Annotated in this window: 18 protein-coding genes; 13 read left to right on the forward strand and 5 right to left on the reverse strand. The window is 55.9% G+C overall.

Translation table 11 applies throughout. From position 1 onward, the window contains the following. Positions 1–26: 26 nt before the first annotated feature. Positions 27–1,853, reverse strand: coding sequence for a hypothetical protein (locus tag SH421x_RS26810; RefSeq protein WP_488853100.1), 1,827 nt, complete (start codon positions 1,851–1,853; stop codon positions 27–29). Positions 1,854–2,254: 401 nt separating this feature from the next. Here SH421x_RS26810 and SH421x_RS26815 point away from each other — a divergent pair, with 401 nt between their 5' ends. Then, positions 2,255–3,712: an aminotransferase-like domain-containing protein gene (locus SH421x_RS26815; protein ID WP_488853101.1), complete on the forward strand. Its 1,458-nt coding sequence runs from the start codon at positions 2,255–2,257 to the stop codon at positions 3,710–3,712. Between the two features lie 21 nt (positions 3,713–3,733). Then, positions 3,734–4,303, forward strand: a complete 570-nt coding sequence (locus SH421x_RS26820) for a DUF1802 family protein (protein WP_488853102.1) — start codon at positions 3,734–3,736, stop codon at positions 4,301–4,303. A gap of 361 nt (positions 4,304–4,664) precedes the next feature. Here the strand turns inward: SH421x_RS26820 and SH421x_RS26825 are convergent, their stop codons facing one another. Next, positions 4,665–6,449, reverse strand: a complete 1,785-nt coding sequence (locus SH421x_RS26825; RefSeq protein ID WP_488853103.1) for a GntP family permease — start codon at positions 6,447–6,449, stop codon at positions 4,665–4,667. Positions 6,450–6,837: 388 nt separating this feature from the next. On the opposite strand from SH421x_RS26825, the gene SH421x_RS26830 reads away from it, so the two are divergent. The 9 genes from SH421x_RS26830 (at position 6,838) to SH421x_RS26870 (ending at position 14,278) form a co-directional block, all read left to right on the forward strand. Continuing rightward, on the forward strand, positions 6,838–7,899 hold the full coding sequence (locus SH421x_RS26830) for a dimerization/docking domain-containing protein (RefSeq protein WP_488853104.1): 1,062 nt from the start codon (positions 6,838–6,840) through the stop codon (positions 7,897–7,899). Positions 7,900–8,327: 428 nt separating this feature from the next. Then, positions 8,328–8,852: a hypothetical protein gene (locus tag SH421x_RS26835; RefSeq protein ID WP_488853105.1), complete on the forward strand. Its 525-nt coding sequence runs from the start codon at positions 8,328–8,330 to the stop codon at positions 8,850–8,852. A 64-nt stretch (positions 8,853–8,916) separates the two neighbouring features. After that, positions 8,917–9,414: a hypothetical protein gene (locus tag SH421x_RS26840; RefSeq protein ID WP_488853106.1), complete on the forward strand. Its 498-nt coding sequence runs from the start codon at positions 8,917–8,919 to the stop codon at positions 9,412–9,414. Positions 9,415–9,825: 411 nt separating this feature from the next. Further along, positions 9,826–10,152, forward strand: a complete 327-nt coding sequence (locus tag SH421x_RS26845) for a hypothetical protein (RefSeq protein WP_488853107.1) — start codon at positions 9,826–9,828, stop codon at positions 10,150–10,152. 234 nt (positions 10,153–10,386) lie between these two features. Next, positions 10,387–10,575 (forward strand): HNH endonuclease, encoded by a 189-nt coding sequence (locus tag SH421x_RS26850; RefSeq protein WP_488856499.1) that lies wholly within the window; start codon positions 10,387–10,389, stop codon positions 10,573–10,575. Next, positions 10,572–11,030 (forward strand): SMI1/KNR4 family protein, encoded by a 459-nt coding sequence (locus SH421x_RS26855; protein ID WP_488853108.1) that lies wholly within the window; start codon positions 10,572–10,574, stop codon positions 11,028–11,030. Before SH421x_RS26850 ends, SH421x_RS26855 begins: the two co-directional genes overlap by 4 nt. Positions 11,031–11,391: 361 nt before the next feature. After that, a complete protein-coding gene (locus tag SH421x_RS26860; protein WP_488853109.1) occupies positions 11,392–11,700 on the forward strand; it encodes a hypothetical protein in 309 nt (102 codons plus the stop codon). Positions 11,701–12,301: 601 nt separating this feature from the next. Continuing rightward, positions 12,302–13,348 carry a UDP-3-O-(3-hydroxymyristoyl)glucosamine N-acyltransferase gene (lpxD, locus tag SH421x_RS26865; protein ID WP_488853110.1) on the forward strand — a complete coding sequence of 349 codons (1,047 nt, stop codon included), beginning with the start codon at positions 12,302–12,304 and terminating at the stop codon, positions 13,346–13,348. Positions 13,349–13,372: 24 nt separating this feature from the next. Continuing rightward, complete coding sequence (locus SH421x_RS26870) at positions 13,373–14,278, forward strand: LpxI family protein (protein ID WP_488853111.1); 906 nt, start codon at positions 13,373–13,375, stop codon at positions 14,276–14,278. A 107-nt stretch (positions 14,279–14,385) separates the two neighbouring features. Here the strand turns inward: SH421x_RS26870 and SH421x_RS26875 are convergent, their stop codons facing one another. After that, positions 14,386–15,699, reverse strand: coding sequence for an outer membrane protein assembly factor BamB family protein (locus SH421x_RS26875; protein ID WP_488853112.1), 1,314 nt, complete (start codon positions 15,697–15,699; stop codon positions 14,386–14,388). 59 nt (positions 15,700–15,758) lie between these two features. Then, positions 15,759–16,472, reverse strand: coding sequence for a DUF3386 family protein (locus SH421x_RS26880; protein ID WP_488853113.1), 714 nt, complete (start codon positions 16,470–16,472; stop codon positions 15,759–15,761). Between the two features lie 409 nt (positions 16,473–16,881). On the opposite strand from SH421x_RS26880, the gene SH421x_RS26885 reads away from it, so the two are divergent. Next, positions 16,882–18,498, forward strand: a complete 1,617-nt coding sequence (locus tag SH421x_RS26885; protein WP_488853114.1) for a Kelch repeat-containing protein — start codon at positions 16,882–16,884, stop codon at positions 18,496–18,498. Between the two features lie 203 nt (positions 18,499–18,701). On the opposite strand, the gene uvrA is transcribed toward SH421x_RS26885, so the two are convergent. Further along, positions 18,702–21,572, reverse strand: coding sequence for an excinuclease ABC subunit UvrA (uvrA, locus tag SH421x_RS26890; protein WP_488853115.1), 2,871 nt, complete (start codon positions 21,570–21,572; stop codon positions 18,702–18,704). A 335-nt stretch (positions 21,573–21,907) separates the two neighbouring features. Here uvrA and SH421x_RS26895 point away from each other — a divergent pair, with 335 nt between their 5' ends. Continuing rightward, complete coding sequence (locus SH421x_RS26895; RefSeq protein WP_488853116.1) at positions 21,908–24,772, forward strand: DUF1553 domain-containing protein; 2,865 nt, start codon at positions 21,908–21,910, stop codon at positions 24,770–24,772. Positions 24,773–24,808 lie beyond the last annotated feature (36 nt).

Consider the following 24,808-nt stretch of genomic DNA (forward strand, 5'->3'; position numbering starts at 1 on the left):
TGGCGCCATTTTCTCGGGCCCTACTTTTAAAAACTCCCCACTGGGCTGAGTAGCTGCTCCGGCGATTCCGGGGTCGAGATTTGCGCTTCGTCATCGCCGCGGTCACGATAGATGTGCAAGATTTTTGCGCGTCCCAAGTGTTGGTAACTTGGCTCGGGGTACTTCGTTTTTCGAGGTGGCTGATCGATCGTAAATTCGTGGATCAGTACGCGAATTTTTGGCAGGCCCGAGAAGTGAACTTCTTCTATCGGGCGCTGGCCGGCGTCGATGTCAAACCGCTCAAACATCACCCGTAGCACCCGCCGCACGGCGTAGAAGTCGACTCCATCTTCCACAAAGATCAGATCGATCCCGACCGCTTGGCAAATTTCAAAAAAGTGATTTCGCGCCCCGCGCGGCATCACATCACGATAGAGCGGCGGTATGACGTCCAGCGAGTTTGCATCGTCCGAAGTGCTAACGTCTCGCGTCAGCCCCGCAAAAAACCAGTAATGCGGCGCCAGCCAATATCCGCTGCCGTCACGCTGTTTGCGTGCCGCCGCGCGGCGAAAGATCGCTTCGATCCCTTTGACCAAGGCTCGTCGCTTTTGCACTTGATCCCGGCGGCGAATCCGCAGCATCGTTTCTTCCGCTTCCAGGTCTTCCAAATGCAAATAGATCGTGTTGCTGTCGCTCGCCGGAGGCGCCGACTCGGCCACTTGTAGCCGCACCTCCAATCGCTCTGGCTCACTCGGAGCAAAGCGGATCTTCCAGCCGTTGCGCTTCGCCAGTAGGCGCAGCTCGCGGCGCTGACGAGGGCGCTCGACTCCACTTAGGTGCAAAGCCAAAGGTGATTCCTTCGCCGGATCACTCAGTCGCGCGATGAAATAATGCGATTCTACCAGCAGCGTTGACGCCAACAGCGCGAACGCTCCGTACCAGATCGCCAAGCGGCCTAAGCCGGTGCTGATCGGCGTGGCGGCAAAGTGCGAGCCCAGCCCGATTGTTTCGCCTCCCAGGGCAATTGCTACCGGAATTGCCGGAATCAACGCGATCAGCAAATCGTTCACCGTCAAAAACAGAGACATCGGCATCGCCCGAACAGCGGCCGAGTCTTTCCGCCACAGACAATCAGGTCGCCAAGCCGGAGTCAGCCAGCTGGCGGCCAATCCCAACAAGAACGTCGCGCCCCAGATCGTCGTCGCGATCCATGTTGGCACAAATATGATCAGCCCCGCAATGGTGGCGGCAATGATCAAAGCAAACACCAGCGAGACGCGAAAGGAGACGCGTTCACTGCGTTTGCCGTAGACCAGCAGCGCGTCAAACAGCACAAACCCCGGCGAGAACGCCGCGCCAAACACTAGCACCAACAGCGCTACCCAAATGATCGCCATCGGCGTCAGATAGGCGAGATAACAAACAACCGGGACCGTATCACGCAACGTTACGCCGGTTGCGGAGGTAAACAAGGTCGCCGTGACGATTGCCGCCATCGCGAACATCGGCGCCAACAAATACAACCGCGGCAGCCCGCGCTCGATCGGTGGAGTGCGCCGCAGATCGAGTCCCCAGTCATAGCGGCCCAGGGACGTGAGCCGACTCCCGAAGCGTCGCAACTGACGGGATAACTTCGACGCCCAGCGAACCCGTCGGCAGAAATAGCGAGAGAAGACCATCCGCACCAGCGTTGCTAGCAAAATAGCGCAGGCCACATCCTTCAGCTCCGACGTTTGCGTGCGGCCAATCCACTCCAGCATCGCCAGTGCGGCAAGCACCGCAATCAAGGTCACCGACTCGCGCAGGTTCCACGCCGACGTCGATTGGGCGCCTGGGCGTTTTCGGAAGATCGTCGCCAGCAAGTCTTTGACCATGGTCACCCATCGGTACGAATCGTCGCGGCGCAACTGCGTTTACCGCCGTGCAGCAGCTCGGTTCTCTTCGGCAAATCTCCGCTCAAGCGACGCTACCTGCGGCGCCTTGTGGACGCAACATTCTATCTGCGGCCGCGTTTCGCGTCTGCGACCATCACTTATTGATAATACCGCCCAATACACGACCGTGGCCAGACACGTTAATAAATAGAAACTTAAGCTCACCAGGCAAACAGCAGTCCAGAACATGATTAGGGCTCCCAGAAAAAACGCAACGGCGGGGGGGTACAAAACAAGTATTCGGCTTTTTCTGGAATGAGTACAGGCGCACAAAAGCTGATTTGTTACCATAACAGATCAAAGTTTCTCATCTGTTATGGTCCCCAACCCATTCGGCTGTCATGCCTGACGTCGTAATCCCACCATCGGCCGACGAACAACGCCTGTACGACCAAGTCGCAGCGCATGTTGCGCGGCTGATCGAGCAGGGAACTTTGCGACCCGGCGATCGAATTCCTTCAGTTCGCCGCATGCGTGGGCAAATGTCGGTCTCGTTGTCCACCGTCACGCATGCGTACCGCTTGCTCGAAAGTCGCGGGCTCATAGAAGCACGACCCAAATCAGGCTACTTTGTTCGCGATACGGCGATCCGCGTGCCGCTTCCCCCCAAAGCGTCCCGCTCTAATACCCGCCCTTTGAAGGTCAACGTTGCGCGGCTCTCACGGCGACTGCAAGACGTGCTAGCATCGCCGGAGGTGGTCAAATTGGGGGCTGCGGTTCCTGATATCGAGCTCTTCCCGACCCAGCGGCTTAATCGGCTCTTCAGCCAAATGTTGCGGCGTTTTCCTGATTTGGGTCATCGTTACGACGTGCCGCTCGGCTATCCGCCGCTTCGTAAAGAGATCGCACGCCGCATGATTGACGCTGGCGCCGAAGTCGCACCGGCCGACATTGTCACTACCAGTGGAGCCAGCGAAGCCGTCTATCTGGCGTTGCACGCGGCCCTGCGGCCCGGCGATACCGTCGCGGTCGAATCGCCCACCTACTTTGGCATTTTGGACAAGCTCGAGACGCTCGGCCTAAAAGCGATCGAAGTCGCGTCCGATCCGCAAACCGGTGTGGATGTCGATGCGATTGAGCGACTGGCCGAGGAAAAGCGCATCCAGGCGGCGGTGATCATCGCCAACTTCAACAACCCGCTCGGCTGCCGTATGCCCGACACGGCCAAGCGGCGGCTAGTCGAAATCATGAGCCAATATCAACTTCCGTTGATCGAAGATGATATTTTTGGCGAACTTCATTTTGACTCCGGCGTTCGCCCCAACGCGCTCAAAGCGTTTGATCGCGACGGGATTGTGCTCTACTGCTGCTCGTTCAGCAAAACCATATCGCCCGGCATGCGAGTCGGGTGGTGTGCACCGGGGATCTATCTCGAATCGTTTTTACAAGCGAAAATAGCGCTCAACCCGGCTGTCTCGATTGCCATGCAATCGGCGGTAGCCAAATACCTAGAAATCGGCGGCTTCGACCTTCACCTGCGCCGCCTACGGCAAACGCTGCAAGATCGAGCGCGACAAATGGCCTCTTCCGTGCATCAATACTTTCCCGAAGAAACCCGCGCGACGGCGCCGCAAGGAGGACAAGTCCTCTGGCTCGAACTCCCCCGCGGCTTTGATAGCGTACAACTGTTTGAAGAAGCGGCCGAACGAAATATTAGCGTCGCTCCCGGCGTGCTGTTTTCGCCCGGCGATCGCTTTCGTAATTTCGTCCGACTTAACTGTGCGATTCAAGCCAGTGATCGCGTCGAACAAGCGATCATCGAACTCGGCCGTTTGGCCAAACGTCAACTAGCGACTTAAACCAACCTGCGAGCATCGACGATGAACCAATTCAATTGTCCCTACGTGCTGAAAGAATGGGACGTCGTCTGCGATGCGCTTCGCGTCGGGCAACAACATATCTTGCTGCGTAAGGGTGGGATCCGCGAACAAGAGGATCAGTTTCGTGCCGAGCATGATGTCTTCTGGTTTTGGCCGACGCGGTTTCATCAATCGCCCGATCAACTCTCCCCGGATGGTCAGCTCCTACTGTCGCAGCTGCGCGAAAAGCACGCCGGCGGCAATCGCTTCGCCGTTGATCTGCTCGCCGTGGTCGAGGATGTCCGCTACATCACGCAAGAGTCGTTGATCGAAAAATTAGCCGACATGCACATCCTTTCCGAGGATACCGTCCGCACGCGATACCACTATCGCGAGCCGGGGCTTTATCTGTTTTTGGTCCGCATCTTCGCCGCGCCGCAAGTGAAACTGTTCGTCGAGACGCCGGAGATCGCCGGCTGCAAAAGCTGGATCGAGCTGCCCGAGCCGCCATCATCCTCAGGCCTACAACCGGTCATCTCGGACGCAGATTTCACTGCCGCGCAAGAAAAGTTTGAACAACTGTTCGCCTAACAGGCCCCCAAAAATAGTAGCCCGAGGCGCGAGCCGAGGGAATGCGCCCGGCAATACCAAACAAAGTCAAATCCCGCTTTGCAGCCCGCGAAGCGGTGGCCGCCTGTTCAACGCCGCAATCCGCTTTCCCTTGGCTCGCGCCTTTTCAAGTGGCGCTATTCGCCCCAACAAGAATGGAACGCGGCAGGAACCAAGTCGAAAACGTTCACACTAGCCCGCAGCGCCAGCGAGGGAATCCGCTTGGCGATGCTAACTCGGCCTGAACTAGCGACCGGATTCCCTCGCTGGCGCTGGCGGGCTAGTGTCCTAGCGGTTCGAAATAGCGCAACCTCAAAAGGCGCGCTGCTGACGATTATTGCCTCTACACCAGCGGCATCAGCGTCGCCAAGATCAACGTCGCCAGAAAGCTGACTCCCCCCAAGACCAACAGCAACAGCGTCCACGACTTCAGCGCTTCGACTTCGGTCAGTCCGCTCATCTTGGCGAAGACCCAGAACCCGCTGTCGTTCATCCAAGATCCAATTAGCGATCCGCTGCCAATCGCGGTGGCCAGATAAACCGGATTGCAGCCCAGCGTTTCCGGCGTTGCTATGCCGCCTAACATCGCGGCGCCGGTGATCATCGCGACGGTACTAGAACCTTGCGCGATCTTCAACACCGACGCGATCGAAAAGCCGAGCAACAAAATCATGATCGCGCTGCCGCCACCATTGCCCACGCTAAACATTTCGCGAATCGCTGGGCCCACATTCGCGACTCCCAGCATCGCGCCAAACGCGCCGCCAGCGCAGGTGATCAAGATAATCACGCCGCCGCTCATCAGCGCGATTTCGATCGACTGGGCTAATTCTTTCAGCGACAATTTACGCGAAGAAACCAACGTCGCCATCGCGACGATTGCTGACAACAGTAACGCAAAATTCGGATCGCCAAACGCGGCGGACCAATTGGCCGCAACCCGCGCGTCAGTGTTCCAGACGTGCGGCTTAATTAGATTCTCGCCGTAAATCGATTCCAACACCTGACGATTCATCCGCTCGGCGTCGACCGGCTTCATCCTTGAGTTATCGCCGTTCACTTTTTTGACGACGGCCGGCGGTAATGCGCCCGGCAAGTCAATCGCTAGCGGTTTGTGCGTCAGTACAAATTGATTCAAGCCAGAGACGAGCGCCTGGGTATCGTCGGTCGAAAGGGGAGCGTCGCGCAGCAGCAGATCGGCGATCTCGGCGCGTTCTTCTTTTTGGAACTCGCTCTCGTTGATCGCTGCGACCATCCGTTTGCCGAGCGTATCGGCGTCGGCCTGACTTTCAGTCCTCACTTGCGCGCGAAACGCCGGCCAGTCGACTTCTTCTACTGATAACTGGGCCGCTCTTTGACCGTCGGCAATGGTCGACAGCACCGTATTGGTCGAGATCAACAGCACCGGCAACAGCACCGGTAGCAGCGAAACAAACAGCCCCGGCAGTTGGCTATCGGGCAATTCTTCAGGCTCTGGCTCGGCGCTGATCGGTCGCATCGGCAGCGGCATCCAACGATTCATCAGCATCGAGAACAATAACCCCGCGATAGCCCCCGGCAACGCCACACAGACCCCGATCAGGATCATCAAGCCTTTATCGACCCCCAACTGATCGGCGACAACCAACGGGCCCGGCGTCGGCGGCACCAACGTATGCGTGATCGCGCCGCCGGTAGCAATCGCCATCACGTACAGCAGATAGTTTTTCTTGGTCCGACGAAACAGCGATCGGGCAAGCGGCACCAGCAAGTAAAAAACAGTGTCAAAAAAGACCGGCACCGCCAAGATAAAACCGCTGCCCATTAGCGCGGCCGGCGCGTTTTTCTCGCCGCAAATGTTCATCATCCACCGCACCACACGGTCGGCCGCGCCGCTGTCGAGCATGCACTTGCCGATGATCGCCGCCAGTGCGATCACAATTCCAACGCCGCCAGCCATGCCGCCAAAAGCCGAAGCAACACGGCTAAACTTATCTTGCACGCTGCCGTCGGCCATCAAACTGACCACCATCGCCGCGACCAACATCGCAATAAATGCATTGGCCCGCAGGACGATAATCAGCCCCAACACGGTGGCCATGCCGACGCCCAAACAAAGGAGCGCGTAATTCACTTGGTCAGGCGTCATGCGGGGCGTCTCTAGCGGCTATTTCAGAGAAGTGGGGTAATTTTCGATTGCGCAAGCGAAGTATGAGAATGCCACAACGAGGCCCGAATATCAAGGGTTAAGACTGGAAATAGGGAGTCAAAAGCGGCTACAAGCCAATGACGAATGTCGAAATCTGAATGTCGAATGAAGGAGGAACCGGTCGATTCTCTCCTTTTTTGCCGTCACTCGATGGCTAAACTGCACCTCTGCTATTTTTGTTCGTAGCCCTTTGCGGGAGCGAGCAACAACCCGCGACAAAAAGAGTGGCGACGACAGAGAGTCAACGAATAGAATCGACCTGCTCAACTGCTGCAGGATGAAGGTCGGCGGCTGGAAGAGAAGACGCCTGGCCGGGGCGCCATGCTTCGTGCCGATTTTGATCTGGGAAGTTCCGGATAAGATGCGAACGTTATTCAGATTTATTCTTCGTAAACTATCGTTATTTGGAGAGATTCGAATGCGAGTCGCCAGGCTTTTTCATCTTGTTGCAATCGTTTTCTTCCCCACCTTCTCGCATTCTGTCGCGCAAGAGAAGGCAACCGAACCGCCTCTCGTGAAGATTGAGGGAACCGGTCTCTCCCTGCTGCAACCCGACGGATTTGAGCGAGCCGAGGCATTTAACGGCTTCCAGCAACAGAGCACTGGTTCCTCCGTCATGGTGACCGTCCTACCTGGCCCTTTCCCAGAAGTTGCGAAGGGATTCACGAAGGAGGCCCTTCAAACAAGAGGAATCGATTTACTTTCCAAACGTGACGTTAAGATCGCCAATCGAGCAGGAATGCTGCTGAATGTTTCGCAGCTTGCGTACGGCCAAGAGTTCCAAAAATGGATTTCTGTTGTAGGTGATCAAACTAGTACTCAGATGGTTACTGCAACATTTCCGACATCCAAGTCCAAAGAACTGAGCGAAGCGATGCGGGCAGTCGTGCTGTCGGCGACACCCACCAGCACGACTGGCGACATGCCATCTCTGCCATTCGAGATTGGTACCGTTGACGGCTTAGCGAATGTCAAGCAAATCGCGGCAATGGGTAAAATGGCGGCATTTACCAAAGAAGGGAGGATTCCGTTGGTCCAACCCACGGACCCTTTGTTCATCGTAGCGCCGTCACTTGGCGATGTGCCAATCAACGATCGGCGAGAATTTGCAGAGCGGCGATTAAATCAGACGGCAAACACGAAGATTGACAATATTAAAGATGTTTCGGAGATATCCATTGCTGGAGTCGAAGGGATTGAGATCGAAGCGATTGGCCGCGACCAAGAGTCCAATACGGAGTTAGTGGTATACCAGGTAATGCTGTTCCCGAAGGGCGGGGGATATGTTTTGATGACTGGATTGGTCGGCAACAACGAAAGCAAGAACTATTTACCAAAGTTCAAATCGCTAGCTCAAACTTATCGATCACTCACACTCAAGAACAAATAACCATGTCGTGAAGGGGAGCCCGCGATAGGGCGTTATTTTGAATTCTTCGTCCATAGAGTATAAGACTTCGAGATTAGATCGATCCGAATACCGCAGACATGCTGATACCGGCCTGTGTTACATGTTCATATCGCGTCTTCGCGAGAAGAGCATGTAACACAGGCTGGCGTTGATCGAAATATCCAAACACATTCATTGCCACGAAGACGTGGCGCCCGTGCTTCGTGCTCGAGGGCGTCTTCGAAAGACCCTCGTCTCCTTTTCTTCCTAAAAGAGAAAAGGAGCAAGTATTGAGTGGGAACGAGGTTAGCGCTAGACTGGAACGGTGGGGCGTGAAATCGTACTTGACGCACCCTACTGAACTGAAAACAACCTCATTCACTGCGTCCCGGTGAACGGTCACATGATCCATTAAGGTAGTCCGCAAATTGGCGCCCTTCACCGAAGACGAAATCCGCGACAACTTCTACATCTGGCAGATGTTTCGAGACGGTGCCGTTGCGCTCGTTCACCATGTTCCGGTCTTCGACAAATTGACGGCTGACCTTATTGAGCGTGGCTACCAAGTAAAAACTGTCGATTGTCGGTTCGACATTGATCGTGATCTCGAGCACGCCCTACGTCGTGAACTAAAAATGGACGATTGGTGTGGTCGGGATGCCTTTGATACCCAAATGTCCGATATGGAATTTCCTAATTGCGCCGGCCTGGTCATCGCATTGACGAATGTAGATGAATTCAATAATCGGTTTCCAAAATACTTTTGGGACATCGTCGATATATTGGCCAATCATTGCCGAAACCGAATGCTTACTGGTGATCGGTTGCTCGTGATGTTGCACGCGGAAGATCAAAACATCAAAATTGATAACGTCGGAGCAGTGACGCCACGCCAATGTTTTTTGCGAAACATTGCGACGGATACCGCTCCAGCATCTAACAACACTGGATAACATTCCATTGCACACGGAGCCGCGGGCCTGTGAACGGAGTCGTTATCCGACGGAATCTAGAACCTTGCGCAAACTTACCCTCCTACTCGCAATCGTCGCCTGTCTTGGCTGTCGGCCATCCGGCCCGACACCAAAGGCCGCTTACGTCATAGCTTCTTACGACCAATCGGCTGCGTTAACGGCGTCAGGCGACACCTGGGGTCGTGCGATGGAACCCTGGTTTCTGGGCAAAACTGCGGACGTAGATGCGATAGCCGCGGCGCAAGAAAATATCTCGACCACGGTGGATACCGTGCGTGCGCAATTTGATTCGCTGGACGCACCGGATGACGCGACGACTGCGGAATTCACTGCGCTGATTCACGATTACCTGGATTGGCAAGTGGAAAATTTCAGTACCTATGATCGATGGTTGGCGACCGTCCGCAACGAAAACCCTGCTTCCGTTAATACCCGACAAGCAGTGATCGACGAAATGCACGATCTCAACGACAAGGAACTCGAATGGAAGTCTCGCATCCATTCGCTTGGTGAGAAACTGGGGGTTGTTGTGAGCGGATAGCCATGACATACACCCAAGTCGCCGTCGCTTGCTTTACCATGTTTGTGTCCACTGAATTGGGGCGAGTACAATGACATTTGAGTTAGGCCAATTCGTGTTTCTTACTGGTAGCGGTGTGGGAACAGTAACGCACCTGCCAAATGGCGTTGAGGTCCCCGATGAACACGTCGGTGTTTGGTTTGGAACCCTCACACCAGATGGACGTCCAATCGTGTGTACGATTCCAACCGAATACTTTCAGATCGCACCAACTCCAATATTCCAACATTAAGTCCAATCCGACGAACAATGGCATGCACACGAAGCACTCGATCAGCCGTTTTGACTTGCGTTGAGTCAACTCCTTATGCTCGGTAACGCCGGACATTCTGGCCGACGGCCTCGAAATCAAACTTTGACTTGTGCATAAATATGGCGATTCCTCAAAAGAAACGCGGCTGGCGCAACATCTCGGTCAACGGGAAATCCTATCGCTGGGCCGCGAAGTACTACGGGTATCCTCCCATCGTCTACGTTGAAGTCTTGCTTGCCGATGCCAACGGTCAGAGACTCCGAGGGACGTTTGACGAAGCTCGCGTGCTTACGCCAAAAGTGATCGAGTATTTGATCGTCTCCGCGATTGAAGTTGGATGGACTCCAGCGAATTCAGATCACAATGTCTTTGCAATTGACGGGGATGCTCTCGTGAAAGGCACAGAGCTTGAACTCAATCACCCGCCTAACAGCAAAGGGCCGTAGTAGTAAGACAAGGGACGGGGGTTTCGGGGGCGCGAGACAAACAAACTCCGTCCCCTTTTCTTGTCCCAAGCATCTTAACTTCACTTCAGTTGGAAGAGCATCTCTTGAGGGCGTTGCGACGGTGATCGAGTGGATCAGCCGCATTGAAGACCGAAGAAGCTAACGCCGAATCAAAACAAAGTGTCCTGACACCCTTCTCCCTTCCTTTTCCCCCCAAATAATGGATCTGTCGAAATTGCCCAAACAGGAAAGAACGCGACAGATTTTCCTGAAGCAAACCGTAAACGAGGGCAACCTCAGCCGGAAGGATGGACATGGCATCACCATGAAAATGGGGCAACCATGCAGTTGGTCCCAACAAAAATAAATTCCAGGTTCTCCCATAACGGGGGAGCTTCATTTTGTAGCGGAGGAATTCCATGATGACAGCACGACTCCTTGAAACTTATCCCGCAACAACTCCCGACAGACTTCAAGACTTTGAGCAACAATTTGATGTAATACTGACCGAGGACTATACACGCTTTCTTCTGGGATCAAACGGTGGCCGTCCAATACCAGATGGGCTGAATGTGCCTTTGTGGCCTGGTAAGAGTACGAGGATTCACTTTTTCTTTGGTTTGCACGATGACGAAGACAACAATCTGGTTAGCTGGATGGATGAGCTCGGTGACCGATTACCCGAAGGCTGTGTGCCGATTGCAGTCGATATGGGAGGAAACTTCCTAATTTTGGCAACTAAGGAACGACGCGGCGAAGTTTACTACTGGGATGCATCGCCCGATTATGAACTCTCTGAAGATAGCGGCACATTGTTTTTCTTGTCGAACGGAATTGATGAGTTGCTAGAGGTGCTTTTGAATTCACCTGCAACCTGATTGAGTCGAGTTGCGAATAGAGTAGCTTTTTCGATCTCCCTCTACTCTCGGTTTGGTAGAAGGATATATAAGCATTCTACCCATTTGTTTCAACGAGCTGCGACGGCAACCAGACGCAGATCGAAAGCCCGCGTGGCAAATTGACGACCTCCCCCTATCAAGTCACGCAGGTTGAGAATTATTAAGGGGGCGTAGTTACGCAGACGCCCGATCAAATGCGCATCGCGAAAGACGACGGCTTAGTCGAAATTCGTTACCAGCGTTGTGTGCCACCCCGCCGTTGTTGGATCCTCCTCATTTCTAGTGCCGTCGACAAATGTATCAATCAGCGACAATAACCGGGTTAGATCTTGGAATCTTGATGAGTGCCATAGTATGGTTTAAGGATTGTCCCTTTTCAAAAACAGCCAAGCCAGATGCCGAGTTTGAAGGCGAAGAAATGGACGAGCTCTACAATCGGCTCGCCTTTATTTGGGTTAAACTTAGAAACGAATATGGCGGAGAAACGGCTCGTTCTATGAAATTGATGCTGGATTTGACTTCGCGAGAAGTTCGTTGCTTAAGAAGCGTTCTTCAAGGGGTACTTAAAGAATGCGACGGAAATCCATTAGAGCTAGAGTTGAGAGTTGGAAAGACTGAAGATGTGCAACGTCTAAAGAACGACCTGTAGCCAAGATAAAGGCAGCCAGAGAATTCCAAGTATCGATTCATTTGACGGATGAATGCACTGGCCAAAATCAGCCCAAGTTGACAGTTCTCATGAATTCTAAGGAGCAATCCATAGAGACTATTTCAAAACCGGTTATCGACCAAATCTAGCTGTGGTTATCTCGCGAGATCTCGGTATTGAGATTCTCGTTTCGAGGTTTTGAAACAGCCGAGGTCCCATGTTCTTATCGCGTCTTCGCGAGAAGAGCATGTCTTGAGGGCGTTGCGACGTTGATCGAGTGGATCAGCCGCATTGTAGACATGCTCTTTCAGTGAAGACACTGTAAGAGCATCGCGCCCGTGTCGAATCCAGGGCGGGCCCAAGACTCCACTGAAAAAACAACGCGGTCCGGCCCGGTGGATCGGCAAACTACCGATCCTTCCTTCATTGGACATTAGGTTTTAGACATTCGTCATTGAAAGGTAGAGAACGCAGTAGGCTCGCGGCTCGGGCAACTTTGCTAGCACCTTTATCGATCGGTCTTGGTTATTTGGGACTTCATCCGTTACATTGCCCTGCTATCAACTTTGTTTTTACAGCTCTCGCGAAAGAAAGCAACGCAATGGGTGTCACACTCGGCCAATTGGCGGCTCTGGTCGAAGGGACGCTGCATGGTGACGCAGAGATCGAAATCACCGGCGCGTCGATTATTCGCGACTCGCAACCGGGTGAGATCACGCTGGCCGATCAGCCAAAATTGGCGAAAGATCTGGCGCGCTGCAGCGCTGCCGCCGTGCTGGCGTCTGGCGAGTTCGCTCCGGCCGGCATGCCGGTGATCGTGGTCGCTAATGTACCTGCCGCGTTCGCCAAGATCGTCGCGCAGTTTCGCCCCCATCTTGTCCAAAACAAACCCGGCGTGCATCCCTCGGCCGTAGTCGCTGACAGTGCGGTGATCGCCGCTGACGCTTCGATCGGACCGTTGGTCGTGATCGGCGATGGGGTTAGCATCCAGTCAGGCGTGGTCATTCAAAGCGGCGCGCAAATTGGCGCTGGCAGCGTGATCGGCGCCGGAACGATTCTCTTTCCCGGCGTGGTCTTGTACGAAAACACAATTGTCGGCGCCAACTGCATCCTGCATGCCGGCGCCGTGTTGGGCGCGTTTGGGTTTGGCTACGACTCTTCGAGCGGTAAACACGTGCTGTCGTCGCAACTGGGGAATGTGGTGCTGGGTGATTTTGTCGAAGTCGGCGCCGCGTCGACGATTGACCGCGGCACTTATGGCCCGACGGTGATCGGCGACGGCACCAAGATCGACAATCAGGTAATGATCGCCCACAACTGCCGGATTGGTCGCCACAATCTGATCTGCTCGCAAGTCGGCGTCGCCGGCAGCACCAGCACCGGCGACTATGTGGTGATGGCCGGTCAAGTTGGCGTGCGTGATCATGTGCACATCGGCGATGGCGCGATTATCGGCGCCAAAGCTGGCGTCGCATCGGATATCGCCGCCGGACAAAACGTGATTGGTTCGCCAGCGATTGCGGCGAAGGACAAGAAGCTGGAAGTGGCGCTGCTTAGCAAGCTGCCTGAGATGCGCAAGCAGCTCAAAGCGTTGCTCGCGCGGGTCGCCGAATTAGAGAAAGAAGACGAGCTGCGCAAAACGGCTTAGCGTTTTGTGGGGAAGACCAAAGCGATGAATTCAAACTCAACGGCCCCACAACTGCCGTTCGGGCTTTTGGCCGGCTGGGGACAACTGCCGATCGAAGTTGCGACTGCGCTGCAGCGACAAGGCTATGCCGTTCACACACTGTTGATCAAAGGTCACGCCGATCCGATCCTGGCCGACATCTCGACTTCGCACGAGTGGGTCGGGGTTGCGCAACTTGGCAAGTGCGTCCGCTTTTTTCATCGTCAGCAGGTGACAACCGCCACGATGGTTGGCAAAGTGCACAAGGTCCGACTGCTGGACCGCGGCGCCGTCTGGAATCATTTCCCTGACTGGTACGGCGCCCGCGTCTTTGGCCCGTTTATCTGGGGCAAGAAAGATCGTAAAGACGATAACATCCTCGGCTGCATCTGCCGAGCGTTTCTCAACCAAGGAATCGAATTTGTGCCTGCGACCGACTATGCTCCGGACCTGCTCGTAAAATTTGGCCAGCTTGCCGGCAAACCGCTCAGCAAAAAACAGCTAAGCGACGTGCAATATGGCTGGAACCTGGCCAAAGCGATCGGCAAGTTTGACACCGGGCAAAGCGTCGCGATCAAAGGTCAGATGGCGCTGGCGCTGGAAGCGGTCGAAGGGACCGACGAGTGTATTCGCCGCGCCGGTCAGCTGTGCCGCGCCGGCGGTTTCACCATTGTCAAAGTCGCCAAACCGCAACAAGACATGCGGTTTGACGTTCCCACGATCGGCGTCGGCACGATCGAAACGATGGCCAAGTCAGGCGCCGTCACACTGGTGATCGAAGCGCACAAAACGATCATCGTCAACGAGCCCGAAGTGGTGGCGCTGGCCAACAAACTAGGCATCTCGATCCTCGCCGCCGAAGCGGATCGGCTCGCCGATGTTCTCAGCGATGAGGATGCAGCCGCCGCGTAGGGCAGGCCGTGCCTGCCGAATGCGGTCGGAGCTTGTGTTGCAATGGTTACTCAATTGCGATGAACTCAATTGTGATGAACACAGAGCATTGCGCCAAAGAGCGGCAGTTATGGCGTGACGCAGTATAGTTTGGGGCCGGTGCGGATTAACAGCTTGCCGGGGACGGCGGCGTAGCCGTACAGGACCGGGCCTGAGGACATCGGGGGACCGCGACGTTCTCCTTCTGCTTCGGCAGCAGGCGCGGCAGGCTGATCTACCGCTTCCTGCCAAAGTTGATTCTCGGCCAGGACTTCCCATTTTGGACCTGCTTTGACGACGGTCGTCAGACCATCCTTGCCAAAGAAGTAAACGCGATCGCCGACGCCCAACGAAGTTGCCCAGCACGATTGCTTCAAGCGTTCGGTAAAGAGGGTTTCGCCTGACTCGACATCGACTCCAAAGACGACGCCGCTTTTGTTGACCCAGTAGGCTACTCCTTGATGCACGATCGGCGTACTGAAGGACGATGAGGCTTTTTCGTTACGCCATAGCACTTCGGCCGTTGGACCAGCGTCGGACTCGCGGACGCGGACCGCCATGTTCGAGCGTTTGGCGCCGCCGCCTGAGTCTTCACCGCGACCAGCGGATGCACCAACCAAAAACAGCCCGTCGCCATAGGGCATCGGCGTGTTGGTGGTGTTGCCGCCGAGATCGCCGATCGACCAAAGTTTTTTGCCCCCCTCGACAGCGTAACCGTCGACCGTGCCGCTGCTGCTAACAACAATCTGCGGACCGCTGGGTGTCGAAATGACGCGGGGCGAGCTCCAGCTGATTTTGCTTTCGCGATCGGTCTTCCAAGTCGCTTCGCCACTCTTCTTGTCGAGCGCGACCAAGTAAGAAGGCCCATCGTTCTCGACCAACAAGATGACAGCGTCCTCGGTCAATGCTGGAGAAGCGCCGAGCCCGTGGTTGGATTTCATCTCGCCATACTCGGCGATCAACGACTTACTCCAAAGCTGCTCACCATCGTGCGACAGGGCGATGATGTCGCCGCTTTCAAAAAAGGCGTAGACGCCCAGCTGATCGACAGCCGGCGTCGGCGCAGCGCGGCTGACATAGGTGCTGCTTTTGATCGGCTGCGACGACTTGAAGTCTTTTCGCCAAAGGGCTGCGCCGTCGGCCAGATTCCAACAAGTAACAATGTTGGTCTCTTTGTTGGGACCATCGATCGAAGTGACGTATACCTTGCCGTTCCAAACGACAGGACTCGATTGTCCATAGCCGGGCAAGTCAATCGTCCAACCAATGTTGCTGTCTGGTGACCACTTGAGCGGCAGTTGGGCAGCCGCCGGAGGCTGAACGCCTGCGCCTTGAAAAGCGGGCCAATTGTCGCTGCCGGCGGCGAGCGCCGTTAGCAGGATCAAGCAAGATGCAGCGTGCATATCGTCTCTCACAGAAGATGGTAATCGCTTGAAGGGGAACCCGCGTCCAGATGCTAAGTTTACTTTGTTTTCAGCTGCGGATTGTTAAATTCGACACGCACCACCTTCCGTTCCCCGTTACCGGCGGTCCGAATAGCGGTGTGGCTGACCGGCAAATCCCAGTCGCCGACCCGTTTCCAACGGTTTTCAACCGTGCCGCTGGCGGTCAGATTGCCGTCGGCGTCCCAGTTGCTGATGGTGAAGACCTGCGGCAGGTACTTGCCTTCGGGGTTGCGATAAACGCTGACCACGGTGATGGTGAACGATCCGCTGGGCGAACGACGAATCACCTCGTGAATGACGCCTGCTTTAACGCGAGATTGGCTGGCCATTGCACCGCCGCTTTGCGAGATCAGCTTGCCCAGTGCGGTGCCGGGATCTTGGGGGTCGAAGCTTGCTTCTTCTCCCAAAGCGCTCGTTTCGTCCCGAAAACGATGAGCGATCAGCGAATCGAGCGCACGGCCGACAACACGATCTTCGGCCAGCGCAATGCCGGTGATCTGCATTTCGCCATCGGCGTCGACATCGATTTTGCCTTGTTCGGTTTTACCATCCAGCGAGACGACTAGGTCGGCGGTAAAGCCGGGGATACCGTTCCAGACAATTCGCGAATCCCGCGCGTCGGCCAGCATTTGAGCAGCGGAAGTCTCGGTTGTGGCTGGTTGAAGTGCTGTTTCGGCGGCAGCCAGCGGAGCGGAGAAGCAGAGCATGAAGCAGCAAATACGGCCAAGCATGGGAAAACCTTTTTTCAGAAAACGGCGCAGACAAACAGGCGGCGTCGGAGCATGGCTGGCTGGTTTTCGGCTGGCGGGCTGGCGAACGCAAATATGAGATTGATTCTCGATAGGCTATCTGGGAGACTCGTGCGGGGCAAGCGGCCGCCGCAAGAAGTTGACAATTTCAGTCGCATACTTGAGGAAACCAGTCGATTTAGGGACTTTTTCTGTAACGGGGCAATTGACGTCGCAAACCGAGCTGATAAGCTAGGCGAGTGAGATCTGATCTCAATAAGCCTTCGCCAGCCCCTTTTGCTCGCCAGCCCGGCCCTGATTTCTCACAATAACCCTGTTCCCCCCCAGGTCCACGCTCTGGTCCAATCGGATCAGTCGCCGTGCCCACAATTTTTGGCGAAGGAAACATTCTATGTTGCGGATGCTGACAAGCACGCTGGCCGCGTCGCTGCTGATTTTGGCGATTGCCGCTCCGGCTCAAGCTCACTTTTTGTGGCTGGTCGAAAGCGAGAGCCCGAAAGAGTTGAACCTCTATTTCTCGGAAGGCCCCTACGCCGATGAGCCGGCGATTTTGAAGCGCGTTGCGGATGCCGTCGCTTACCGCTTGACCAAGGGGAAAGAGCCGCAAGAGATCAAGTTCACACTGGCCGACGACGAATTGAAGTCAGACGAACTGAAAGGGCGCGGCGAAGCGATTTATGCAATGACTCGTTCGCTGGGCGTGATGGAACGCGGCGGCGAGAAGTTCCTGCTGCAATACAATGCCAAGACCGGTCCGCTGCTGGGCAAGTCGGCCTGGAAGATTGACGCTTCCAAGCAAGTTTCGCTGGACGTTGTGCCTTCGATCCAGGATGATCAAGCAGTCGTCACCGCCACGTTCGCCGGCAAACCGGTCGCCGCCGCTCAGGTAGTGGTCGAAGGTCCAGGCGGCAAAGTCGAAGCCGAGACCGACGCCCAAGGAGTCGCCAAGTTTCCGATCGCCAAAGCTGGTATTTACGCGGTGCGCGTGAAGTACATCGAAGCAAAAGCGGGCCAGTCAGGTGACGACAAGTACGATACGATTCGACACTACACCACGTTGACGTTACCCGTGATGCCCAAAGTAAACGAGACCATCAGCGCCTTCTCGGATCTGCCCGAAGCGGTCACCAGCTTTGGCGCCGCTGTCGTCGGCGATCATCTGTATGTCTACGGTGGTCACACCGGCGACGCGCATCATTATTACTACGAAGCGCAAAACGGCTCGCTGCAACGTCTGTCGCTGAAGCCAGACTCCAAGTGGGAAACGGTTGCTGAAGGGCCCAAACTGCAAGGTCTAGCGATGGTCGCTCACGGCGACAAGCTATATCGTTTGGGCGGTTTCACCGCGATGAACAAGCAAGAAGAAGAAGGTCGCAATCTGATTTCGCAAGCTGATTGCGCGGTCTTTGATCTGAAAACGGGCAAATGGTCTGACCTGCCGAAATTGCCGGAGCCCCGTTCTTCGTTTGACGCTGCTGTCCTGGGAGACACGATCTATGTGGTCGGCGGCTGGGCGCTGAACGGTGAAGACAGCGACTCGACTTGGCACAAAACCGCCTATTCACTTGACTTGAGCAAAGCAAACGCCGAGTGGACGGCGCTGCCTGAGCCCCCTTTCCAACGTCGTGCGTTGTCCGTCGGCGTGCAGGATGGCAAGCTCTACGCGATCGGCGGTATGCAGGAAGATGGCGGTCCGACGACTCGCGTCGACATCTATGATCCGGCGACCAAAAGTTGGAGCGAAGGACCTGCGCTGCCCGGCGGCGGCATGGACGGTTTTGGCACGTCGGCCTTTCCGGTCGATGGCAAGCTGTACGCCAGCACGATGAGCGGACGCTTGGTTCGCCTGGCCGATGACGGCAAGTCGTGGGAAACCGTGGGCGGTTTGACCAACGAGCGATTCTTCCACCGCATGTTGCCGGTCGGTGACAACCAACTAATCTTCGTCGGCGGGGCCAGCATGAGTGTTGGCAAGTTCAGCGAAGTCGATGTGGTGAACCTGAAGTAATTCGGCCCCACGCCAAACCAGCAAACCAGAAACGCGAGCCTGATCAGGCTCGCGTTTTTTTATGCGCCGCATGACGCTGGCATCTTGTTGCTGAAGCAATCCAACCAGTCTTGAACAGACTGGTTGGACCACCCGGTCGTGAGCGTCCGCAGTGATTAGCTTAAAGCAGTCTAGGCGTTGAGCCAGCAGATAGAACGCCGTGATTAGTCGCCTTCGGCCAATGCGACGCGACCGTTGAGCAGCGGTTTCAGAAACTGCCCCGTATAGCTAGCCGCAACGCTTGCGACTTCTTCGGGTGAGCCCGTCGCGATGATGTGACCGCCGCCGGCGCCACCTTCGGGGCCTAGATCAATGACCCAGTCGGCGCACTTGATGACGTCTAGATTGTGCTCGATTACCAGGACAGTGTTGCCTTTGTCGACAAGGCGATTTAATACGTCTAGCAAACGACGAATGTCTTCAAAGTGCAGCCCGGTTGTCGGTTCGTCAAGCAAGTACAGAGTTGATCCGGTATCGACGCGAGCCAGTTCGGTCGCCAGTTTGATGCGTTGCGCTTCGCCGCCGGAGAGCGTGGTAGAAGGTTGCCCCAGCGACAAGTAGCCAAGTCCCACATCGTCCAAACTGGCTAGTGTCCGATGGATCATCGGGATGTTCTCGAAGAAGCTAACGGCGTCGCGGATGGCCATGTCGAGGACTTCGGCGATCGACTTGTCTTTGTATCGGACCCGCAGCGTCTGGCGATTGAAGCGTGCGCCGCGACAGGTGGCGCAGGTTACAAACAGGTCGGGCAAAAAGTTCATTTCGATCTTCTGCAGACCTTGCCCCTGACACGCTTCACAGCGTCCCCCTTGCACGTTGAAGCTGAACCTGCTGGCTTTGTAGCCATATTGTTTTGCCTGACGCGTGCCGGCGTAGACCTTGCGAATTTCGTCGAACACGCCGGTATAGGTCGCTGGATTGCTGCGCGGCGTGCGACCAATCGGCGATTGATCGATCGGGATCACCTTGTCAACGTTGCTGGCTCCACGCAAGCTTTTGTGCGGCCCAGGTTTGGCGGTCGGGGTATTCAAACGCTTGAGCAGCGCCGGGGCGAAGGTCTCGTTGATTAGCGAGCTTTTGCCTGATCCGCTGACGCCGGTCACGCAGACAAACACGCCCAGCGGAACGAGCACCGAGACATCTTTCAGATTGTTGGTCGTCACCCCTTCGATCGTGATCGCACGCGTCTTGGCGATGCGGCGACGTTTCTCGGGCAATTCGATCCGATTTTTGCCCGAGAGATATCGCCCGGTGATTGACTCTTCGTTGGCTTCAACATCCGCCGGCGTTCCATCGGCCATGACGCGACCTCCATCGCCACCGGCGCCAGGTCCAATATCGATCACGCGATCGGCCATGCGCATCATCGCTTCATCATGCTCGACCACCAGGACTGAGTTCCCTTGATCGCGCAGATCGGTCAGCGAACTGATTAGCCGTTCGTTGTCGCGGGGATGCAGCCCAATCGATGGTTCGTCCAGAATGTAACAAACGCCGACTAGGCCTGACCCAATGCCGGTCGCCAAGCGGACGCGTTGCAATTCACCGCCGCTGAGCGTGTCGGCAGCGCGATGGAGGGTCAGATACTCGGCGCCAACTTTCTCCAAAAACTCAAGCCGTTTGATGATCTCGCGGACGATCGGCTCGGCCACCGGTTGTTCGTATTCAGGGAAGTCCAACTGCTGAAAAAACTCGCGGGCTTCGGCGACATTCATCGCGGTGATCTCATGCACCGCTTTGCCGCCGATCAACACGGCGGTCGCTTCCATCCGCAGACGTGATCCCTTACACGCGCTGCAGATCACTTCGGCGCGGTACGCGGCCAAGTGATCCAGTCGGGCCTTGCGCGTGGTGGTGACAAACTCTTTTTCGAGCATCACCAAGATGCCGAGATACTTTTTGTCATCGCCATGAAACAACTGACGCAACGTCTTTTCGGGGATTTCAATCAGCGGCGTAGTCGGCTCGATCTTGTGTTTCGTCAGAAATTCGACGGCGGCGGCGTGATGCTTCTTTTGCGTCGCGGCGGTCAGCGCCTTCCAAGCGACAATCGCTTCACCTTCGATCGAAAGGGACATGTCGGGAGCGACTAGCTCGATGTCGAACTCTTCTTTGGCGCCCAAACCTTCGCAGATCGGACAAGCGCCGTACGGGCTGTTAAAGCTGAACGTACGCGGTTCGATATCGATAAAGCTGAGCCCGCAGTTGGGACAAGCGAGCTCCGTATTGTAAACCTCGTCGCGCCAGGTTCCCTTGGGATGCTTGGCGTCGATCGCATCGGCGTCTAGATAACAGGCCAGCATTCGGCCTTCACCCAGCTTAAGCGCCAGCATGACCGATTCGCCCATCCGAGCTCGCAAACCCTCTCGGACGATAATCCGATCGACAACGGCGTCAACCGAGTGCGTCTTCTTCGGATTCAGCTCGGGGATCTCATCGATCTCGTAAACCTCTTCATTGACGCGCACCCGCAGCAAACCACTTTTGCGGATTTTGTCGATCTCTTCGCGATGGGCGCCTTTGCGTCCACGCACCATCGGCGCCAAGACCATCAGCTTGGTCTGCTCGGGCAAAGCCAATAAACGATCTTGGATTTGTTCCGGCGTTTGCTGCGAGATCGGCACGTTGCACTTCCAGCAGTGCGGCTGACCAAGCCGCGCCATCAGCAACCGCAGATAGTCGTAGACCTCAGTCACCGTAGCGACCGTGCTGCGCGGGTTTTGACTGCCGGCGCGTTGATCGATACAGATTGTCGGTTGCAGCCCTTCGATCAGGTCAACGTCAGGACGCTCCATCTGATCAAGGAACTGCCGCGCGTAGACTGACAAACTTTCGATATATTGCCGCTGTCCCTCGGCGAACAATGTATCGAGCGCGAGCGAACTTTTGCCGCTGCCGCTGGGCCCTGTGAAAACGATCAGCTGATTTCGAGGAATATCGAGATCGACGTTTTTCAGATTATGAACGCGAGCCCCGCGAATTCGAATGAAATCGGTGGACGTTTCTGGAAGCGTAATTTCCTCGCGATGCACCACGTCAGCTTTCGAGAAGAGAGGCGAGAACCGCCCTAACGGCGATTAAAGTGCGGTTACGAATCTTTTCAACCTAACACGCCGGACCCATTTCCACAATCGGCAACGTCCTCCATGCCATTCCCCAGAGGGGAGAGAAGGAGCTGTAAAAGCGTGAGGGCAAAAAACGATGACTCATTGCCGGATTTGGCGCCGTTATCCTTAGGCAGCGCAATTTAGTTGCAGAGAGAGCGGCGATTTTGGTTGAGAATCCCGCTCACATGGGGAACAATAAACTGTCCACACCGAGATCCTCCCCTACGTCAGACCCGCCTGCTCTTTCATTCTGGTGCCGTGGAATGCCGCGATTTGATCGACTTTGTTGCAGCTTGATGCTGTCGGTTTGCCTGCTTTTTTCGGCAAGGGTTGGCAGCGCGGAAGAACCGATTGATTTCAACCGTGATATCCGCCCGTTGTTATCGGGCAATTGTTTTCATTGTCACGGCCCCGATCCCGAGTCGCGCGAAGCGGGGCTCCGCCTTGATCAGCGCGACAGCGCCATCGCCGCAATGGATAGCGGCGCGATTGCCATCATCCCTGGCAAACCGGCAGAGAGTGAACTGCTGATTCGCTTAAGCGGTGATGACTCGATTCGGATGCCTCCTCCCGAATCTGGCAAGCAATTGACCCCAGCCGAAGTTGATTTGTTCCGCCGCTGGATCGCCGAAGGCGCCCAGTTTCAGCGGCATTGGTCGTTTGAACCGCCAATCCAACCCCAGCCGCCGACACCACCGAATGTCGAGTGGGCCAAGAATCCGATCGATCACTTCATCCTTCAAAAGCTGCACGAGCAAAAACTGACGCCGGCGGCTGAGGCCGATCGAGCGACTCTGCTGCGGCGCGTCTCGTTGGCTTTGATCGGGTTACCACCGACCATCGACGAGGTCGACGCATTTCTCACCGACACCGATCCCCAGGCTTACGAGCAAGCGGTCGATCGATTGTTGGCCAATCCCGCCTATGGCGAACGTTGGGCGCGCCCTTGGCTCGATATCGCGCGTTACGCCGACTCGGCCGGCTACGCGCAAGACCCCGAACGAAACATCTGGAAGTATCGCGATTGGGTAATTCAGTCGCTCAACGCCAATCAGCCGTTCGATCAGTTCACCATTGATCAGCTGGCTGGCGACATGCTGCCGGAGCCAACCGAACAGCAATTAATCGCGACCGCGTTCCATCGCAACACAATGACCAATAGTGAAGGGGGAACCAACGACGAGGAGTTCCGCAACGCGGCGATCATTGATCGGATCAACACTACCATGCAATCCTGGATGGGGCTAACAATGGAGTGCGCCCAGTGCCATACGCACAAATACGATCCGATCACCCAGGAAGAGTACTTCCGGATGTTCGCGATCTTCAATCAGTCGGCAGACGCCGATCGCGGCGATGAATCGCCCCAGCATGAGAGCTGGACAGCAGAACTAACGGCCAAAAAAGAGACGCTCACTCAGCAAATTCAAGCAGCCAAGCAACAACTGAAAATGTTGCGCGAATCCTCGCCCCCTGCGCCGATGCAGCCAACCGGTCCGTTGGCTGCGCGCTTTGTGCGGGTTGAAAATCTTGGCGAAGGAAAAATTTTATCACTGGCCGAAGTGCAAGTGATCGTCGCCGGCGAGAACATCGCGCCACGTGGCGCCGCAACCCAATCGGGCGTCGCCTATGAAGGCCCAGCCAATCTAGCGATCGACGGCATCACCGACGGGCATTACTTCAACGCCAAAAGCACGACCCATACCGAGACGCAAAACGATCCCTGGTGGGAGCTGGATTTGAAAGAGGAGTTCTCGCTAGAGAAAGTGGTGCTCTGGAATCGTACCGATGGCGATCTGTTTTCGCGGCTGACGCCGTATCGCGTGACTTTGCTTGACGCACAGCGAAAACCGATTTGGGCGCATCAAACCGACGCACCGTTCGCCACCTTCGTCGAATTCGAGATCCCGAAAACCGGGGAAGAACTGAATGACGCCGCGCTGAAAGCGATGGATAAGTTCGCCGCGACCGAACGTCCTGAGATCAACGCCAAGCAGGCGGAAATCAAAAAGTTCGAGAAACAACTCGCCGCCGTGCGTCCCGTCATGACGCCGATCATGCAAGAGTTACCAGCCGACAAACAGCGCGAGTCGTTCATCCATATTCGCGGGAACTATCTATCGCACGGCGACAAGGTCGAGCCTGGCGTGCTGGGTGAATTTCATCCGCTGCCGGCCGATGCAAAAGCGGACCGGCTGGGAGCTGCACGCTGGATTGTCGCACGTGAAAATCCGCTAACGGCGCGCGTTGCGGTCAATCGACTGTGGGAACAACTCTTCGGGATTGGCCTGGTCGAAACCAGTGAAGACTTTGGTTCCCAAGGGGAATTGCCGGTCAATCAGCCGCTGCTTGACTATCTGGCGGTCGACCTGATGGAGCATGGTTGGGACATCAAACGCACGATCAAGTTGATGGTCGAGTCGGCCGCGTATCGCCAGGCGGCGATCGCGCCCCCTGAGAAGCTAGCGGCCGATCCGACGAATCGCCTGGTCAGCCGCGGCCCTCGGTTTCGTCTCTCGGCCGAAATGGTGCGCGACTCGGCGCTAGCCGCCAGCGGACTGTTGAGCCACAAGATGTATGGTCCGTCGGTGCGACCGGTGCAGCCAAAAATGGGGATGCGATCTGCGTTTGGCGGTTCGACCGATTGGGATCCAAGTCCCGGCGAAGATCGATATCGTCGCGGTCTTTACACCAAGTGGCGCCGGACAACTCCTTATCCCTCGATGATGGCGTTTGACGCGACCAGTCGCGAGGTCTGCACGATTCGCCGCATCGCCACCAACACGCCGCTGCAGGCGCTGGTGACGCTGAACGATCCGGTCTATGTCGAAGCGGCGCAGGCGCTAGGGCGCCGGATCGTCGCTGAATCGGGACCATCTAACGCAGACCGAGTGACCTACGGCTTTCGACTTTGTCTCAGTCGTCCACCCATGCCGGCCGAGCAGGCTCGCTTGGTTCAATTGTTGGAAGCTGCGATGGCCCAGTATCGCGCGCAACCCGAGCAAGCGCAAGCGATCGCGACCGATCCGCTAGGGCCATTGCCAAAAGGCGCGGATCCGGCCGAACTGGCGGCCTGGACCCTGGTCGGCAATGTCTTGATGAATCTGGATGAGTTTTTGTCGCGATAGTCGACCTGTCGCGTGCTGTTGTCTGCCGAAAACTTT

Source organism: Blastopirellula sp. SH421 (genome assembly GCF_057808535.1).

Coding starts and splice junctions, on each gene's coding strand:
- SH421x_RS26895 (WP_488853116.1), top strand. CDS start 21,908: ATGCCGCGATTTGATCGACTTTGTTGCAGCTTGATGCTGTCGGTTTGC.
- SH421x_RS26855 (WP_488853108.1), top strand. CDS start 10,572: ATGATGACAGCACGACTCCTTGAAACTTATCCCGCAACAACTCCCGAC.
- SH421x_RS26825 (WP_488853103.1), bottom strand. CDS start 6,449: ATGACGCCTGACCAAGTGAATTACGCGCTCCTTTGTTTGGGCGTCGGC.
- SH421x_RS26860 (WP_488853109.1), top strand. CDS start 11,392: ATGAGTGCCATAGTATGGTTTAAGGATTGTCCCTTTTCAAAAACAGCC.
- SH421x_RS26885 (WP_488853114.1), top strand. CDS start 16,882: ATGTTGCGGATGCTGACAAGCACGCTGGCCGCGTCGCTGCTGATTTTG.
- SH421x_RS26845 (WP_488853107.1), top strand. CDS start 9,826: ATGGCGATTCCTCAAAAGAAACGCGGCTGGCGCAACATCTCGGTCAAC.
- SH421x_RS26820 (WP_488853102.1), top strand. CDS start 3,734: ATGAACCAATTCAATTGTCCCTACGTGCTGAAAGAATGGGACGTCGTC.
- SH421x_RS26870 (WP_488853111.1), top strand. CDS start 13,373: ATGAATTCAAACTCAACGGCCCCACAACTGCCGTTCGGGCTTTTGGCC.
- lpxD (WP_488853110.1), top strand. CDS start 12,302: ATGGGTGTCACACTCGGCCAATTGGCGGCTCTGGTCGAAGGGACGCTG.
- SH421x_RS26875 (WP_488853112.1), bottom strand. CDS start 15,699: ATGCACGCTGCATCTTGCTTGATCCTGCTAACGGCGCTCGCCGCCGGC.
- SH421x_RS26810 (WP_488853100.1), bottom strand. CDS start 1,853: ATGGTCAAAGACTTGCTGGCGACGATCTTCCGAAAACGCCCAGGCGCC.
- SH421x_RS26815 (WP_488853101.1), top strand. CDS start 2,255: ATGCCTGACGTCGTAATCCCACCATCGGCCGACGAACAACGCCTGTAC.
- SH421x_RS26880 (WP_488853113.1), bottom strand. CDS start 16,472: ATGCTTGGCCGTATTTGCTGCTTCATGCTCTGCTTCTCCGCTCCGCTG.